Origin of the sequence: Janthinobacterium sp. HH102 (assembly GCF_001758625.2) — a bacterium.
Lineage (GTDB): Bacteria > Pseudomonadota > Gammaproteobacteria > Burkholderiales > Burkholderiaceae_D > Janthinobacterium.
In genome coordinates, this window is record NZ_CP062062.1 from 4,149,534 (window position 1) to 4,165,877 (window position 16,344).

General features: G+C 59.9%; 11 protein-coding genes. 4 read left to right on the top strand and 7 right to left on the bottom strand.

Features of this window, described 5'->3' with window-relative positions; all coding sequences use genetic code 11:
• Positions 1 to 5 precede the first annotated feature (5 nt).
• From JAB4_RS18830 to JAB4_RS18840, 3 genes are all read right to left on the bottom strand, one after another.
• Positions 6 to 1,595, bottom strand: coding sequence for a TrkA C-terminal domain-containing protein (locus JAB4_RS18830; protein ID WP_070222919.1), 1,590 nt, complete (start codon positions 1,593 to 1,595; stop codon positions 6 to 8).
• A 244-nt stretch (positions 1,596 to 1,839) separates the two neighbouring features.
• Positions 1,840 to 2,337, bottom strand: a complete 498-nt coding sequence (locus JAB4_RS18835; protein WP_070222921.1) for a hypothetical protein — start codon at positions 2,335 to 2,337, stop codon at positions 1,840 to 1,842.
• Positions 2,338 to 2,425: 88 nt separating this feature from the next.
• Positions 2,426 to 3,913: an FAD-dependent oxidoreductase gene (locus tag JAB4_RS18840; protein WP_070222923.1), complete on the bottom strand. Its 1,488-nt coding sequence runs from the start codon at positions 3,911 to 3,913 to the stop codon at positions 2,426 to 2,428.
• A gap of 76 nt (positions 3,914 to 3,989) precedes the next feature.
• Between JAB4_RS18840 and JAB4_RS18845 the strand changes: the two genes are divergently transcribed.
• Positions 3,990 to 4,646 carry a TetR/AcrR family transcriptional regulator C-terminal domain-containing protein gene (locus JAB4_RS18845; RefSeq protein WP_070222925.1) on the top strand — a complete coding sequence of 219 codons (657 nt, stop codon included), beginning with the start codon at positions 3,990 to 3,992 and terminating at the stop codon, positions 4,644 to 4,646.
• A gap of 643 nt (positions 4,647 to 5,289) precedes the next feature.
• Here the strand turns inward: JAB4_RS18845 and metE are convergent.
• Positions 5,290 to 7,578 carry a 5-methyltetrahydropteroyltriglutamate--homocysteine S-methyltransferase gene (gene metE, locus JAB4_RS18850; RefSeq protein WP_070222927.1) on the bottom strand — a complete coding sequence of 763 codons (2,289 nt, stop codon included), beginning with the start codon at positions 7,576 to 7,578 and terminating at the stop codon, positions 5,290 to 5,292.
• Between the two features lie 362 nt (positions 7,579 to 7,940).
• Positions 7,941 to 9,158, bottom strand: coding sequence for an alanine transaminase (gene alaC / locus JAB4_RS18855; protein WP_083287373.1), 1,218 nt, complete (start codon positions 9,156 to 9,158; stop codon positions 7,941 to 7,943).
• A 338-nt stretch (positions 9,159 to 9,496) separates the two neighbouring features.
• Between alaC and JAB4_RS18860 the strand changes: the two genes are divergently transcribed.
• Both JAB4_RS18860 and JAB4_RS18865 read left to right on the top strand, forming a co-directional pair.
• Positions 9,497 to 10,150, top strand: a complete 654-nt coding sequence (locus tag JAB4_RS18860) for a pentapeptide repeat-containing protein (RefSeq protein WP_083287372.1) — start codon at positions 9,497 to 9,499, stop codon at positions 10,148 to 10,150.
• 3 nt (positions 10,151 to 10,153) lie between these two features.
• A complete protein-coding gene (locus JAB4_RS18865) occupies positions 10,154 to 11,440 on the top strand; it encodes a hypothetical protein (protein WP_139143783.1) in 1,287 nt (428 codons plus the stop codon).
• Positions 11,441 to 11,598: 158 nt separating this feature from the next.
• Here JAB4_RS18865 and JAB4_RS18870 read toward each other — a convergent pair whose 3' ends face one another.
• Positions 11,599 to 12,813 (bottom strand): MFS transporter, encoded by a 1,215-nt coding sequence (locus JAB4_RS18870; RefSeq protein ID WP_070222933.1) that lies wholly within the window; start codon positions 12,811 to 12,813, stop codon positions 11,599 to 11,601.
• 120 nt (positions 12,814 to 12,933) lie between these two features.
• On the opposite strand from JAB4_RS18870, the gene JAB4_RS18875 reads away from it, so the two are divergent.
• The gene (locus tag JAB4_RS18875; protein ID WP_070222935.1) at positions 12,934 to 13,860 is read left to right on the top strand and encodes a LysR family transcriptional regulator; all 927 of its coding nucleotides are present in this window, start codon (positions 12,934 to 12,936) and stop codon (positions 13,858 to 13,860) included.
• A gap of 197 nt (positions 13,861 to 14,057) precedes the next feature.
• Here the strand turns inward: JAB4_RS18875 and JAB4_RS18880 are convergent, their stop codons facing one another.
• Positions 14,058 to 16,325 (bottom strand): carboxy terminal-processing peptidase, encoded by a 2,268-nt coding sequence (locus tag JAB4_RS18880; protein ID WP_070222937.1) that lies wholly within the window; start codon positions 16,323 to 16,325, stop codon positions 14,058 to 14,060.
• Positions 16,326 to 16,344: the final 19 nt, after the last annotated feature.

Here is a 16,344-nt window from a genome sequence, read left to right on the forward strand (position 1 = left end):
CGCCATCAGCCATACAAATGCAGCAGCACCTGCACGGCAACGATCTTGACGATGGTCATGCTGGGGAAAATCATCGCGTAGCCGAGGTTCGGGCGGTCCGACTTGGCCAGGCGGTTGGCGAACACCAGCACGGCCGGATTGCCCGTGGCGCCGGCCGCGATGCCGAGCAACTCGGGAAACGGCAGGCGCAGGAAGACCTTGCCCAAAATCACCACGAGGGCTACCACCACCAGCACCGTCACGGCCCCGAGCGCCAGCATGGGCAAGCCGTCGGCGCCCACCTGCTGCACGAAAGGCAAGCCGGAGGCCATGCCGACGGAGGCGAGGAAAATCGTCAAACCATAGTTGCGCATGACCAGGTTGGCCGACAGAGGCAGGCGCCAGCTGATCTTGCCCACCCTGCCCAGCCGCCCCAGGATCAGCGCCATCACCAGCGGACCGCCGGCCAGGCCCAGACTGAACGAGCCTATCCACGGCAAGGGGATGGGCACCAGGCCCAGCAGCACACCCAGCACCATGCCCATGCCCAGCGACACATAGCTGAACTCGGCCGTGGCCGTGATGGAATTGCCGAACAGCTTGCGCACGTCGGCCGCATGTTTGGCCGGCGCAATGGCCATCACCCTGTCGCCAAATTCCAGGGTCAGGAAAGGATGGGGCAAGATCATGGCGTCGCCACGGCGGATGAAGGCGATCTGCAGGGGGAAATCTTTTGCCAGGTTCAGTTCGCCCAGCGGTACGCCGACGATTTCCGCATCCGAGACGAACACTTCCGTGCCGTCGAACGCGCTGCGGTCCTTCATCAGCCGGCCCGGGTCCAGGTGGCCCAGCGCCGTGCGCGCCGCCTCCACGCCCGCCACCGTCCCCGACACCATCAGCGCGTCGCCCACGCCGAGCACGAGCGAGGGATCGGGCAAGCGGTTCTGGTGACCCTGGCGCACGCCGATCACTTGCACGCCAGCCAGCGGACCGTCGGCCAGTTCGGACAGGGCCGCGCCCGCCAGTTTCGCTTCGTCGATGGTAATTTCGGACACGACGATGGGTGCCGGCGGCGGCGTCAGCACGGGTTTTAATATGCGCCCGGCCAGGTACAGGCCCAGCATGGGACCGACGACGCCGAACGGATACGCGACCGCATAGCCGACGGCCGCGTCGCCATTGCCGTGCGACGCTTCCAGCGCCGCCTGCAAGGCGGCCGTGCTGGTCATGGCGCCGGCAAATACGCCGCTGGCCATGCGCAGCGAGATATCGATCCACTGCCCGCCCCAGACGGAGACAGCCAGGCCGCCCATGACGGCGGCAAAAGCGATCAGATTGTGTTTCTGGCCCGCCCCGCGCAAGCCGGCGAAAAACTGCACGCCGTACTGCACGCCTATGCCATACAGGAACAGCAGCAGGCCGATGGAGCCGACCATGGGCGGCGGCACGGAACCGGGAGCAAATGCGCCCAGCGCCAGCCCCGCGAACAGCACGCCGCCCACGCCCAGCGAAAAGCCGAACACGCTGATGCGCCCCAGCGCATAACCGGCGCCGATGACGAGAAACAGGGCGAGGATGGGCGTGGACTCCAGCGTGTGGCGAAATAATTGAAGCATCGGGCAACCTTGGTCTGGGGAAGGCCCAGTTTAGCATGCACAAAAGCAACACGATGGCGATGATGACAAGCAAGCGTGCGCAGGTTTGCACCTTTAGAACGGGCAAAAAAAAGCCCGCTGCGGGAGCGGGCTGAATCTAATTCCTGTGAGGAAGTAGAGGAGACAGGTGCAATGATGCCGCGTCGCAACATATAAATCCAATTGCATGTTGTGATGATAGAAATATGCTTTATCAATATCTCGTTCAGGCCGTGCCAAAAATGACGAGTTTTCGATGCGATCGTTGTTCACGCGTCACCAGCACGCGGGCTTGCCCCACGCTTACGCAAACCTGCGGCGCAAACCCCGCTGGCAAGGTCTGCGCATCGCGCGCGATGCGTTGCTGCTCATTGATCAGGTCATAATCTGCACGCTTGAAAAACAGTTGCTCGATACCGGCACCGGCGTTTTCCGCTGGCTGCGGCTTGACGACGATGAGCGACCAGTTCTCGTCACCGAGAAACTGCTTTTGCTTCAGGAAGGCGTTGACCCTGTCCGCAGGCGGCGCCGAACCGGGCAACTCGTTCTGATACAGCGCCAGCGGACACAGCAGCGTGCCGGCCGGCCACCCCATATCAGGCAACGCTGCGACCGTATCCGGCCGCAATAGGGCGAGATGGCGCTCAAGCGGATGCCGCTCGTCCGAGCAGGCGCCCAGCGCCATCAGCGCGAGCATGCCCGCAGCGCGAAACAAAGGCTGCATCAACTTGTCACCTTGTATGTTTATGGTTAAGCAAGCTTATACTAATGTGGTACTTACAGTGCATGCAGATTCGGCCTGACGATGGTTATCACGCGTTCCTTTTGATGCCCACAGCGTGATCCACGTAGCCGTCGGGACGTATGAGCAAGGCATGCGCGCCTGCCGGTGTTACTTGGGAGTCCGCAGGCACAGCTTTGATCGTATCGACCCATCGCATATCGAGCTCAGGCGTGTAGTTGCCACCCTCGCGATCCTCACTGGTCGTCAGGTGCAGCAGTAGCCAATGACCACTCCGCAAAAAACTGAACAGCGAGGCTTGACCACCGTTATCCAGTTTTAGCTGCCAGTCAGGCAGCCGCCGCCCTGTCCAATCGGGCAGCAACGCCCATCCCTGCGGAACATCGACAACTGAGGTCGGGTATCGAATCCCGTAGCCGGACAAGTCATGCGCAAGCACTGCATTAAGAGCGGGAATTTTCATCAGCTCACTAAACGTCTCTCGCAGCGCCTGTCCCGGAGCATCAAACGAATTCATCATTAGTGCACTTTGCGCCAAGGTATTTTGGTACAGCGCGGCACCAACGGCATGACGCTCTTTGTGGTAGCTGTCTAGCAGCGACTCTGGCGCATGTCCGTTCACTACGCCCGCCAGCTTCCAGCCCAAGTTCATCGCGTCCTGCATGCCCACGTTCATACCCTGGCCGCCCGCAGGAAGGTGGATATGAGCGGCATCACCGACCAGCAAGATTCGATCTTTGCGGTAGACACTCGCCAGGCGGGTTTCATTCGAGAAGCGTGATAGCCACGTCGGTGCATGCAGACCAAAGTCCTGTCCCGCCACCCGTGTGGTCGAATCAGACAACTCTTCGAGCGTGACGGGCGTGGTCGCAGGCACATCAACTCGGCCGGTATCGATCACGATGACGCGGAACATACCACGACCTAAGGGAACGATCATTAATCCACCTGCCGCGTTGCCTACACTGAATCCCGGCGTAGACGGCGGTGCGCTCAGACGAACGTCGCCAAGCATGACAGTCTTCGTAGCCGGCAGACCATGGAAGGCGATGCCAGCGTGCTGGCGAACCAGACTGCGCGCGCCGTCTGCACCGACCACGTAGCTGCCAGAAATATCGAAAGGGGTGCTGTGCTGTTGCCCCATCACGGAAATGCCATCGGCCGTTTCGACAATGCGCTCCACCGTAGCATTCCTGCGCAATTCAACCCCTAGCTCAAGCGCCCATGTCTCCAGCAGTTGCTCGGTCACGCTCTGTGGGATGAACAGTGTGTAAGGATAGGTGGTGTCGATCACCGAAAAGTCAAGTCGCGTCTTCAATCCCGCAAAATGCCCGCTGGGAATCTTTATGCCGTTCGCCAGAAAGCGCTCAGCCACGCCACGTTGGGCCAGCATCTCCACCGTCCTGCCGTGCATGGTTAGCGCGCGCGACTGCGCTATTGGCGCGTCACGGCGCTCTAGTACTGTGACGCGTATTCCTGCCAACCGCAATTCGCATGCCAGAGTTAAACCTACAGGGCCTGCACCTACTACGATCACATCCGCATTTTCATTTTTCATTTGCACCTCAATCTAACATCGTTAGTTAAAAAATTTATGTTAATCTAACGTCGTTAGCCTGTCAAACAAGAAGTTTATGAAGATCCAACGTAAAGCCGTAATTGCCACCGCTTTGAACCTGCTGGACGAGGTAGGTATAGAGGGTCTTACAATGCGCCGTCTTGCCCAGGAACTGGACATCAAAGCAGCATCACTGTATTGGCACTTCGCCAATAAGCAGGCTTTGATGAATGGCATAGCCGACGCTTTGATTGAAGGGGTCGCGCATGGGCATCCGGACGAACTGTCCCCCTCGACTGCTTGGTTCAATGCGGTCAGCGTGACCGCACATGAGATTCGAAATGCGCTGCGCAAGCGGCGGGACGGTGCACGCGTATATGCTGGCACCTACGTCATCACCGACAACACACTTCGCGTTGCCGAGGCGTTGATCGGCCCTTTGTGTGAGGCTGGGGCCTCCACTCGGTTGGCGTCTTGGGGTGCCTTCAGCATCATCTATTACGTAATGGGCTTCGTGATGGAAGAGCAACCGCTGGCTGCCCCTAGTGAAATATCGCTGGCCATCGCAACTCACCGTGACCAGTTTGAAGCTCTGGCGGCTAAGGGCTATCCACATGTTTTGGCTGCGGCAGCGGATTTATTCAACCCGGATTTTGATGCGCGATTTGACGCTGGCCTCGATCTGCTTATCACCGGTCTTCGCATGAGGATCGCAGAAAGTTCCCATGCTTGAACTAATTATTAACTTTTTTTACTTCACACTTGCTCCGCGAACCTATGTCATACCCTTTGGAGGGTTATAGGTCGAGGAACACGATTTTTCTTCAAGGATTTATACTAAGCGAGCGAGCTGCATTGATTCTCACGTATTGCACGGCATGTCGCCAGGTCGAGCGATGCAGTATCTGGAGCCCTGGAATTCCTCGCCGTGGCGTTTTCAATACGAGGTGACGTATTAGCCACATCACGCGTTTTAAAGTCTGTTTTCGGCCGAAGCGGAAATTGCCTCTGAGGTATTGTCCGTACAGGTAAACCCATGCGAGGCGCCGCATCGAGACGATTTTCATGCCTCACATGGGTTGGTACGGAACCTTCGAGACATTGGCGCCCGATTGTCTAGACCCAAACGAGACGATGTCCATGGCCTTCGGGTGCTTGCACTTAAGAGATGCGGCCGTGGCAGCCCGCGCGATAAGGCGCAAGGGCAAAAAAAAGCCCGCTGCGGGAGCGGGCTGAATCTAATTCCTGTGAGGAAGTAGAGGAGACAGGTGCAATGATGCCGCATCGCAGCATCATTATCCAATTGCATGTTGTGATGACAGAAATACGATTGTTCTATATCTCAGCCATAGCGGCCTCCCCTGCCCCTGCGATTCCTATGCCACGTTGTCGGCACGCAAGGTTTTCGCGGCCGCCACCATGTTGGCCAGCGCGGGAATCACCTCTTTCCAGCCGCGCGTTTTGAGGCCGCAATCGGGGTTGACCCACAGGCGCTGCGCGGGAATGCGCTCGGCCGCCTTGCGCATCAGATTCACCATCTGTTCCTGACTCGGAATATTGGGCGAGTGGATGTCGTAGACGCCGGGGCCGATATCATTCGGATAATTGAACTCGTCGAAGGCGTCGAGCAATTCCATGTCGGAGCGCGAAGTTTCGATCGTGATGACGTCTGCATCCATGCCGGCGATCTGCGCGATGATGTCGTTGAATTCCGAATAGCACATATGCGTGTGGATCTGCGTTTCATCGGCCACGCCGTTGGCCGCGATGCGGAACGATTCCACGGCCCAGCGCAGGTAGTCGGCCCAGTGCGACTTGCGCAGTGGCAAACCTTCGCGCAGTGCCGCCTCGTCGATCTGGATCACGCGGATGCCGGCCCGCTCCAGGTCCAGCACTTCGGCGCGCATGGCCAGCGCCAGCTGGTGGCACGAGACGGAACGGGGCTGGTCGTCGCGCACGAAGGACCAGTTCAGGATGGTGACGGGACCCGTCAGCATGCCTTTCATCGGCTTGTCCGTCAGCGACTGGGCGTAAGTGCTCCACTCGACCGTCATGGCGCGGGGGCGGCTGATGTCGCCAAACAAAATGGGCGGCTTGACGCAGCGCGAACCGTACGATTGCACCCAGCCGAACTGGCTGAAGGCATAGCCGTCGAGCTGTTCGCCAAAGTATTCCACCATGTCATTGCGTTCCGCTTCGCCGTGCACGAACACGTCCAGGCCCAGGGTTTCCTGTTCCCTGACGCAACGGGCGATTTCCCCCTGCATCAGCTTTTTGTAGCTGGCTTCGTCCAGCTGGCCGTTGCGGAACTGGCTGCGCGCCTGGCGGATTTCCGCCGTCTGCGGGAAGGAGCCGATGGTCGTCGTCGGATACAGCGGCAGTTGCAGCAGCGCAGCTTGCTTGACGGCACGCTCGGCATAGCCGCTCAGGCGCTGGCCCAACGTCGCATCGATGCGCGCCAGGGCCGCTTTCACGTGCGGATTGTGCACGCGGGTCGACTGGCGGCGCGCTTGCACGGCCGCAAGATTAGCATCGAGTGCCGCCTGCACGGAGGCGCGGCCCTGGTTCAGGGCGCCGGCGATGGTGTGCACTTCATCAAGCTTCTGGCGGGCAAAGGCCAGCCAGGACCGGATATCGTCATCGAGCTTATGCTCGCTGTCCAGGTCGACAGGCACGTGCAGCAGCGAGCACGACGGGGCGATCCACAAACGGTCTTGCAGGCTGGCGTGCACGGGTTCCAGCCACGCCAGCACTTGCGTCAAATCCGTCTTCCAGATATTGCGGCCATTCACCACGCCCAGCGACAGCACACTGCTGGCGGGCAATTGGGCGACGACTTGTTCCACCTCATCGCGGGCGTTGACGGCATCGAGGTGCAAGCCTTGCACGGGCAGCTTGCACGCCAGCGGCAAATTGTCTTGCAGCTTGCCGAAATACGTGGCCAGCAACAGTTTGACGTGCTTGACCTTGCTCAAGGCATCATAGGCCGTGACGAGGGCCTGCTGCCACGCGCCGTCGAGTTCCGTGACGAGGACCGGTTCATCGATCTGCACCCACTCCACGCCCTGGCTCGCGAGTTCCTGCAGTAGTTGCACGTAGACGGGCAGCAAGCCTTGCAGCAGCGCCAGCTTGTCGGAATCATCCTTGGCCTTGCCCAGCAACAAATAGGTGACGGGGCCGATCAGCACGGGTTTGGCTTTCACGCCGAGCTGGCGCGCTTGCGCCAGTTGCCGCAACAGGCGGCTGCTGTCGAGCTTGAATTGCGTCTCGGCCGAAAATTCCGGCACGATGTAGTGATAGTTGGTGTCGAACCATTTCGTCATTTCACCGGCGTGGACGCAGCTGCAATCGCTGTCGCTGGCCGAGCGGCCACGGGCCACGCGGAAATAGTTGTCGAGCGCGGCGCCTTCCAGGCCGCGCACGCGCTGCGGCAGGTTGCCCAGCGTAAAACTCAGGTCCAGCACCTGGTCATAAAAGGAAAAGTCGCCCACGGGCGCGAAGTCCAGCGCGCGCTGGTCTTGCCAGTGACGCTGGCGCAACTCAGCACCCTGGCCTTCCAGCGCGTCCAGGCTGCTTTGCCCCTTCCAGTAGTCTTCCAGGGCGAATTTCAGTTCGCGTTTGGCGCCGATGCGCGGGTAGCCCAAATTGTGTGTCGTGACGGTCATGGTGATTGCCTCCCAGTGAAGTGTGGGGTCATCATAGAGGCTTTCATCCATGAAAAATAATGGTAAAACTTCATACATCCATTAATAATACTCATGTATGAGCATGCTGAACGTATTCACGAGGCCGTGCCGCGCGGAGTCGGGCACCTCGTTCGCCGCGCGTGCCGGCCGGTGCCCAGGACCAAAACGACAGGCAAAAAAAAGCCCGCTGCGGGAGCGGGCTGAATCTATTTCCTTGGAGGAAGATAGAGGAGACAGATGAATGATGCCGCGTTGCAGCATATAAAACCACTTTATATTCGTGATGTCAGAAATACGCAGCAGTGATATTAGGGGCAACAGACAATTCCATGCGGCAACTTTTATGCTGCCGCTTCCGTCTTTCCGTCGCCGGAACGCAACATATTCTTGATGCCGCGCAAGGCTTGCCGCACGCGGGCCTCGTTTTCGATCAGGGCAAAGCGCACGTATTCATCGCCGTACTCGCCGAAACCGATGCCGGGCGACACGCTCACCTTGGCCTTTTGCAGCAGCAGTTTGGCAAATTCCAGCGAGCCCAGGTGACGGTAGGCTTCCGGGATATGCGCCCAGATATACATCGACGCCTTCGGCTTTTCCACCATCCAGCCTGCTTCATGCAAACCTTTCACCAGCACGTCGCGGCGGCGCTGGTACTGCGCGCAGATTTCCGTCACGCAGCTTTGGTCGCCTTCCAGCGCGGCAATGGCCGCCACTTGCACGGGCGTGAAACTGCCGTAATCGTGGTAGCTCTTGATGCGCGCCAGGGCCGCCACCAGTTCCGCATTGCCCACCATGAAGCCGATGCGCCAGCCCGCCATGTTGTAGCTTTTCGACATGGTGAAGAACTCGACGGCCACGTCGCGCGCACCGGGTACCTGCATGATGGACGGCGCCTTCCAGCCATCGAAGGTGATGTCGGCATACGCCAGGTCGTGCACCACCAGGATATTGTGCTGCTTCGCCAGCGCGACGACGCGCTCGAAGAATTCCAGTTCCACGCATTGCGCCGTGGGGTTCGACGGGAAACCCAGCACCATCATCTTAGGCTTCGGGTAGCTTTCGCGGATCGCCCGTTCCAGTTCGGCAAAGAAATCCACGCCCGGCCCCATGCGCACGGAGCGGATATCGGCGCCCGCGATGACGGCGCCCCAGATGTGAATCGGGTAGCTGGGGTTCGGCACCAGCACCGTGTCGCCCCGGTCCAGGGTCGCCAGCATCAAATGGGCCAGGCCCTCTTTCGAGCCGATGGTGACGATGGCTTCGCTGTCCGGGTCGATGTCGACCTCGTAGCGCTTCTTGTACCAGTGTGCAATCGCGCGGCGCAGCCGCGGAATGCCCTTGGACGCGGAATAGCCATGCGTGTCGGGGCGTTTCACCGTTTCGACCAGCTTGTCCACGATGTGGGCCGGCGTGGCGCCATCGGGATTACCCATCGACATGTCGATGATGTCCTCGCCACGGCGGCGCGCGGCCATCTTGAGTTCGGCGGTGATGTTGAAAACGTAGGGGGGAAGACGATTGATGCGCGAAAAGCTGCGCGGAGCTTGGCTGTCGGTCATGGTATCTCTATACGTAAGCGCCCGGATCCGTCCGAGCGACGTTGGCGCAATGAGTGCGCCTGCAACGATACTAACCCGGTTTATCCAGCACTGGCAAGGGTGCTGCAGAGTCGTTACAATGCAGGCTGATCGAAAATGAGCGCACCGGTTGGTAACCCGGTAAGTGCCCGGCACAGTCCGGCATGCTCCCGCCCACGCGGACCCACGGCGCTGACCCTTGGCTGTTACACCAGCCGGGGAGGTGTTCTGGTTCGTGCATTTTCCCGCCGCGCCATCCCTCCCCTGCTTTGATTAGGAATATAAAACGGATGGCAACACACGACACCGCAGTAACTGGCATGACCCTGGACCGCGCCGGCATCGAGCAGCAACTGGCCCTGCCGGTGCGCCACTTCATCGATTGCGCCTTCGATGGCGAAGACCTGTCGCGCCTCGACTTGCAGGGCTGTACGTTTGAACGCTGCACCTTTGCCGACACCAGCTTGTTCGCCAGCAAACTCGCGCGCAGCACCTGGCGCCGCTGCCGCGCCGGCAGCGCCGATTTCGAATCCGTCGACGCCGTTGACGCGAATTTCGAAGGCTGCGACCTGAACAACACGAAATGGCGGCGCGCCAAGCTGGCATCGGTCACCTACCGGGGCTGCAAGCTGACGGGCGCCTCGTTCGAGGAAGCGGCCCACCTGGGCTTGACCTTCGAAGACAGCCTGCTGGTGGGCGCCGACCTGCGCGGCTTTTCGTTCCGCAAGGCAATACTCAAACAGCTCGATTTTTCCGACGCCTACCTGGCCGGCTGCGACTTCCGCGACGCCGTCTTCGAAGGGGGCAGCTTGCGCAACGCCACCATCAAACTGGCGAAGTTCCAGGGCGCGGACTTGCGCGGCGCCGATATCGACGGTTTCAAACTGAGCGAAGCTGCGCTGCTGAAAGGCGCTGTCATCACGCAGGCGCAGGCGGCCAACTTCATGCGGGCGCTGGATCTGGTGGTGATGTAAGCCTTGCCCACAGCCGTTCTTGACAGCAAGCTTGCGGTAAAAGCGGGTTGCCGCAACCAAGGGTTCAGGGCTGATGGCATTTTCCATGTCCATTGCCCACGCTGCGTCGCTCGCCAGTGGTTTTTCAGGCCCACACAATTTCTCACGCCACGCGATTCACCGCAGTCCATGCCAAATAATGCGTGCTATATTCCGCACGCAGGTTTCCATTTAAACATCCGCCGACGATACTGCCCAATAACAATGATGAAGATAATAAAAATAATCTTATTCATACTGCTGTGCATCCTGACATCCATCACCATTCCGCCAGCGGGAGTAATCTTCAGTTATATGGCGCTGCGTGAAAACAAGGAGAGCATCAGAAGATTCATCGTCAAGATATCTCCCGACACCGAAAAAATCATTCCTGCGCTGATCGAAAGATATAACGATCCCAAGACCATTATTTCACTTGTTATTTTTTCCATTGCCACGATAGGCGGCCTGATCCTCCTGGTTTCGCACCTGCATATCCAGGAAACAGATGATTATGTAAATTACATCCTCGAACAGGTGGCGCTCACAGGCATTCTCGTCGTTGGGGTGTCAGGCATTGCATGGGTACTCTTTTCGCTGAATTCCGTTTTTGCAAGCCTGCTGGCAAAAGTGGGGGTTTCCCTGGCGGTGTCTGCCTGCGTGATTTTTTCGCGCCTGAGCGCTGTCGATTTTTTTGCGGCCAATTTTCCTTTTCCGCCGTCCTACCTGCCCTTTTCGTTTGGCCTCGCCACCCTGATATTTGCCTTCTCGTTCAGCGCCTTTGCCTATGCTGTGCTGGCAATCATTTTTGAGGTCATTTTCCTGTTGTTCTTGTTTATTTTCGATTTCAAGACCAATAAAAAAACCACTTACTTCCTCTTTGCAATCTCCATTGCTGGCTTTATCGGAAGTTATTCGGCGGCCCAGGCCATGATCCAGGGCATATCAAACAAGGGGCCACTGTTCATGATCAAGGCCGCTGAACGGTATGACTTCACTACCAATCATATGTGCCAGGTGCAGGAGGGCGAAACTGTCCTCTTCATTGACAATGTAGCGGATCGCGCGATTGCAGCGACTTTCCCGCCGCCCCCGCAAGGCGAAAAAATTTCCCCTCGAAATATCTCTGACGCCACATTAAAAAGCTATCTGCCGACACATTTCCGCACCGTGCATTGCAACCAGCTAGCCGAAGCACAAAAGGAAGCTGGCTGGTGCGGCAGTCCCCAACGTTATGGCTATTGTGATGCCGATGGCAAACTGCGCAAATAAAGAGGCAAAAAAAAGCCCGCTATGTAAGCGGGCTGAATCTATTTCCTTGGAGGAGATAGAGGAGACAAGTGCATCTTGCGGCATCGCGGCATATCACGCCACTTTATATTCATGATGATAGAAATATCCATCAGTGATAATGAGATGCCATCAGGGTTTCAAGCCGTGCGGCGCGTGCCCAAGGGTAAAAATTCTGCCAGCCACACCAGCAGGGCCAGGCCCGGAAACGCCATGCCGGTCAGCAAGGTTGCCTGCCAGCCATAGCTGGCATACACCCAGGCGCCGACGGCCGAGCCGGCCGCGCCGCCGGCGAAGAACAGCGCGAAATACAGGCCGTTCAAACGGCCCCGCACTTCCGCGCCCAGGCTGAAGATGGCGCGCTGGCCCAGTACCAGGTTGGCCGCCACGCCCATGTCGAGCACGATGGACGCCACCACCAGCAAGCCCAGCGCCACGTGCTTCGATTCCGGGGCGAACATGGGCAAGGCAAACGCGACGATACCCAGCGCCAGCGCAGCAGCCGTGGCCGGCAAAGTGTGGCCAGCATCGGCCAGGCGGCCCGCGATGGGCGAGGCGACGGCGCCCGCCATGCCCACCAGGGCAAAGATGGCGATGCCCGTTTGCGACAGACCGAACGCGGGGCTGGCCAGCACCAGCGGCGTGACGGTCCAGAACAGGCTGAAGGCGCCAAACAAACCCGCGTGATAGGCGGCGCGGCGGCGCAGCACGGGCGTGCCCAGCAGCAAGTGCCACAGCGAGGCCATCAGGGCTGGATATTTCATGCTCGACACGGGCTGACGCACGGGCAAGGCACGGCGCAGCACCAGCGCCAGCAATACCATCAGCACGGCGGCGCCGCCAAACACCACGTGCCAGCTGGCGTGCGCGGCCACCAGCGACGCCACGGGACGGGCCAGCATGATGCCTAGCAACAAGCCGCTGACCACCTTGCCCACGGTTTGCCCCCGCGTCGCTTCCTGCGACAGGTGGGCGGCAAACGGCACGATCACTTGCGCCGCCACGGAACCGAGGCCGATGGCCAGGGCGGCGGCCAGGAAGACGATGGCGCCCGTGGAGAGGGCCGCCACCACGAGGGCCGTGGCCGTCACCAGCAAGGCCGTGACGATCAGGCGGCGGTTTTCCAGCAAGTCGCCCAGGGGCACGACAAACAGCAGGCCCAGGGTATAGCCCACTTGCGTCAGGGTGACGATCAGCCCGGCCGCCTTGGCCGACAGGCCCGTCGAGGCGCTGATGGGGCCGACGAGGGTTTGCGCGTAATACAGATTGGCGACGATGAGGCCGGAAGCGATGGCCAGCAACAGCACCATGGCCGGTGCAATGTCGTGGGGAGTGGAAGATGAGGCCTTGTTCATGTTGTTTCCTCGGTTCGATAGGGATGTCGCCATTCTAGGGAAAACTATGGCAAAGATAATCAGGGCATAATCCACTTATACTTTTCACATAAAATGAACAATGAGAATGGACGATATCCTATGGACAAGATCAAGGCCATGCAGACCTTCGTGCGCATCGTCGAAGCCAACAGCTTTTCCAAGGCGGCCGAGACCCTGAATTTGCCCCGTGCCGCGCTGACGGCCACCCTGCAAAAGCTGGAAGCCTACCTGGGCACGCAATTGCTGCAGCGAACCACGCGCCGCTTGTCGCTGACGCCGGAAGGGGCTGAGTACTTTCGCCATTGCATTGATATTTTGAAAGCCGTCGACACGGCGGAACTGGCATTTCGCGGTCCCGACGCGAAAAAACCGCGCGGCTTGCTGCGCATCAACCTGCCCAATACGGTGGGCCGCAGGTTGGTCGTGCCGCATATCGCGCACTTCCACGCCGCCTGGCCGGACGTGCAATTGCAGCTGAGCCTGACGGATCGCCTGGTCGACCTGACGCAGGAAGGCATCGATTGCGCCTTGCGCGTGGGCACCTTGCAAGATTCCGCCTTCATCGGCAAACAGGTCGGCCTGATGCGCTTCGTCACGTGCGCCTCGCCCGCGTATCTGGCGCGGCACGGCACGCCGCAGACCCTGGCCGACCTGGCCACGCACCAGGGCATCATGCATTACTCGGGCCGCACGGGACGCGCCTTCGACTGGGATTTTCAACAAGGCAAGGAAGTGCTGCGCGTGCAGATGGCCGGCCCCATCGCCGTCAACGACGCGGACGCCAGCGTCGATTGCGCGCTGCAGGGGCTGGGACTGGCGCAGGCGGCCGTGTACCAGGTGCGCGCGCACCTCGACAGCGGCGCCCTGGTGGCCGTGCTGGCCGATCATCCGCCCACGCCCATGCCGATGTCGCTGCTGACGCCGCAAGGCCGCCTGGCCACGCCCAAGCTGCAGGCGTTTGCTGGCTGGATCACGGCCTTGCTGGCGGCACAGCCCGACGTGCAAGCGCCCACGCACAGAATCTGAGGCAAAAAAAAGCCCGCTGCGAGATCGGGCTGAATCTATTTTCTTGGAGGAGAATAGAGGAGAAAAGTGCATTATGCTGCATCGCGGCATATCAATCCAATTGATTGTTGGAATGATAGAAATACGCCAAACGGATAACTGATCGGGGCGAAAAAAAACCGGCTCCCAAGGAACCGGTTTTCTAGTGCATGAAAGCCTTACTTCGCTGCCGTCACCGGCGTCGCCTTGCCATCGGCGCCATACGGCAAGACCTTCGCCGCCATGCGCGTATCGGCCTTGATCAGCGCCACTTCGTCGGCCAGGATGCGCGCCGCTTCGTTCAGCAGCACGTCCTTGGCGCTCTTGGCGGCCGTTTCGGCATCGAGTTCGGCGCTCAGCGCGCGTTCGTCGCCCTGTAAGCCGTCGTCGGTGCGCAAGGCGCCCTTCACGGCGGCGATCTGCTTGGCCGTCTTGCTGGCCGCTTTCGCGCCCTTCAGCACGTCTTTCGGATCGGGAATCACCACCAGGTCGTCGGCCGGATTCGAAATCTGCGCGATCAGGCGTTTTTCACGGGCCTTCGCGCGCGCTTCCTGGGCATCGCGCTCCTTGCGGCGCACGGTTTCATTGAGCGAAATCTGGTTTTCCTTGCGCTGCTTGACGACGAGAGCGATGTCATCGAGCAAGTACTGGAAATCCTTGTCCTTGGCCACGCGCGCTTCATGCTTCTTGTCCAGCAGCGGCACGATATCCTTCAGGTCGCCCGTCGGCATGTACGGCGCCGGCTTGATGGCCACCCATGGCAAGGCATTGTCATAGCTCGATTCGCCGAAGTTCTCCGTGTCCGACATGGCCGGCAGCTTGATGTCGGGCGTGACGCCGCGCAACTGCGTGGTGCCGCCGTTGATGCGGAAGAACTGGGCGATGGTCATCTTCAGCTCGCCGAAACGGGCTTTCTCGCTGCCGCCGAAACGGTCGAGGTTGAACAGAGTTTGTACGGTGCCCTTGCCGAAGCTGCCTTCGCCGATGATGACGCCTCGGCCGTAATCCTGCACGGCGGCGGCGAAAATTTCGGAAGCGGAAGCGGAACCGCGGTTGATCAGCACGCCCATCGGGCCATCCCAGGCCAGGCCCGCGTTGGTGTCGCTTTCCACGTCGACCTTGCCTTCGGCATTGCGCTGCATCACGACCGGTCCCTTGTCGATGAACAGGCCCGTCAGTTCGACGGCTTCGTTCAGCGAACCGCCGCCGTTGTTGCGCAAGTCGATCAGGACGTTGTCGACCTTGTCCTTCTTCAGCTCGGCCAGCAAACGGCTGACGTCGCGCGTCGCGCTTTTAAAGTCCTTGTCGCCACGGCGGCGCGCTTCGAAGTCCTGGTAGAACGTCGGCAGGGCAATGACGCCGATGCGGCGCTTGACGCCATTTTCCCGCACTTCGATGATCGATTTCTTCGCCGCCTGCTCTTCCATGCTGATTTTCTTGCGCACCAGCGGCAAGACGACGTGCTTGGCATCGGGGCCGGCATCGGCCGGCAGGATGTCGAGGCGCACGACGGAATCCTTGGCGCCGCGGATCAGCTGCACCACATCGTCGATGCGCATGCCCAGCACTTCGGTGATGGGGCCGCTTTCGCCCTGCCCCACGCCGACGATGCGGTCGCCCACTTTCAGCTTGCCCGACAGGCCGGCCGGGCTGCCCGGCACCACTTCGCGCACCACCGTGTATTCGTCGCGCGTCTGCAGCACGGCGCCGATGCCTTCGAGCGACAGGCGCATGGCGATGTCGAAGTTATCCGAAGCGCGCGGGCCCAAGTAATTGGTGTGCGGCTCGATCGACATGGCGTACGAATTCATGAAGATCTGGAACACGTCTTCGCTGTTGAGCTTGCGCGAACGGGTCGTGTAGCTTTCATAGCGCTTGTCCAGCGTCTCGCGGATGGCCTTGTCTTCCTTGCCCGCCAGTTTCAGGCGCAGCCAGTCGTTCTTGACGCGCTTGCGCCACAGGTCGCGCACTTCCTCGTCATTCTTCGGCCAGGCGGCCTTTTCGCGGTCGAGCTGGTAGCTCTCGTCGGCGGTAAAGTCGAACTTGGTTTTCAACAATTCACGCGCATACGCCATGCGCTCATCGAAACGCTGCTGGTACAGGTTATAGATGGCAAACGGCGCCGTCAGGTCTTCATTGATGATGGCGTCGTCGAGCTTGGTGCGCAAGGGAGCGAAGCGGTCGATGTCGGCCTGCACGAAGAACAGTTTTTCTGCGTCCAGGGATTTGAAATAGCGGTCGAAGATTTTCTCCGACATGGCGTCGTCGAGCGGCATGGCCTTGTAATGGACGCGCGTCAATACGCGCGATGCCCACAAGGCGGCCTGCGTTTGCTGGGCCAGCGGCTTCATGGTGAGCGGAGGAGCGGCGCTCTTGTCCGTCTGGGCTGCGCCAGCGTGGGCTGACAGGGCGAGCACCAGGGTGACCAGCATCATTTGCTTCTTCATCGGCTTCTCCGAAAATTAG

Bases quoted from the DNA above. Each gene is read 5' to 3' on its own strand.
- JAB4_RS18830 (WP_070222919.1), bottom strand. From the start codon at position 1,595: ATGCTTCAATTATTTCGCCACACGCTGGAGTCCACGCCCATCCTCGCC.
- JAB4_RS18835 (WP_070222921.1), bottom strand. From the start codon at position 2,337: ATGCAGCCTTTGTTTCGCGCTGCGGGCATGCTCGCGCTGATGGCGCTG.
- JAB4_RS18840 (WP_070222923.1), bottom strand. From the start codon at position 3,913: ATGAAAAATGAAAATGCGGATGTGATCGTAGTAGGTGCAGGCCCTGTA.
- JAB4_RS18845 (WP_070222925.1), top strand. From the start codon at position 3,990: ATGAAGATCCAACGTAAAGCCGTAATTGCCACCGCTTTGAACCTGCTG.
- metE (WP_070222927.1), bottom strand. From the start codon at position 7,578: ATGACCGTCACGACACACAATTTGGGCTACCCGCGCATCGGCGCCAAA.
- alaC (WP_083287373.1), bottom strand. From the start codon at position 9,158: ATGACCGACAGCCAAGCTCCGCGCAGCTTTTCGCGCATCAATCGTCTT.
- JAB4_RS18860 (WP_083287372.1), top strand. From the start codon at position 9,497: ATGACCCTGGACCGCGCCGGCATCGAGCAGCAACTGGCCCTGCCGGTG.
- JAB4_RS18870 (WP_070222933.1), bottom strand. From the start codon at position 12,813: ATGAACAAGGCCTCATCTTCCACTCCCCACGACATTGCACCGGCCATG.
- JAB4_RS18875 (WP_070222935.1), top strand. From the start codon at position 12,934: ATGGACAAGATCAAGGCCATGCAGACCTTCGTGCGCATCGTCGAAGCC.
- JAB4_RS18880 (WP_070222937.1), bottom strand. From the start codon at position 16,325: ATGAAGAAGCAAATGATGCTGGTCACCCTGGTGCTCGCCCTGTCAGCC.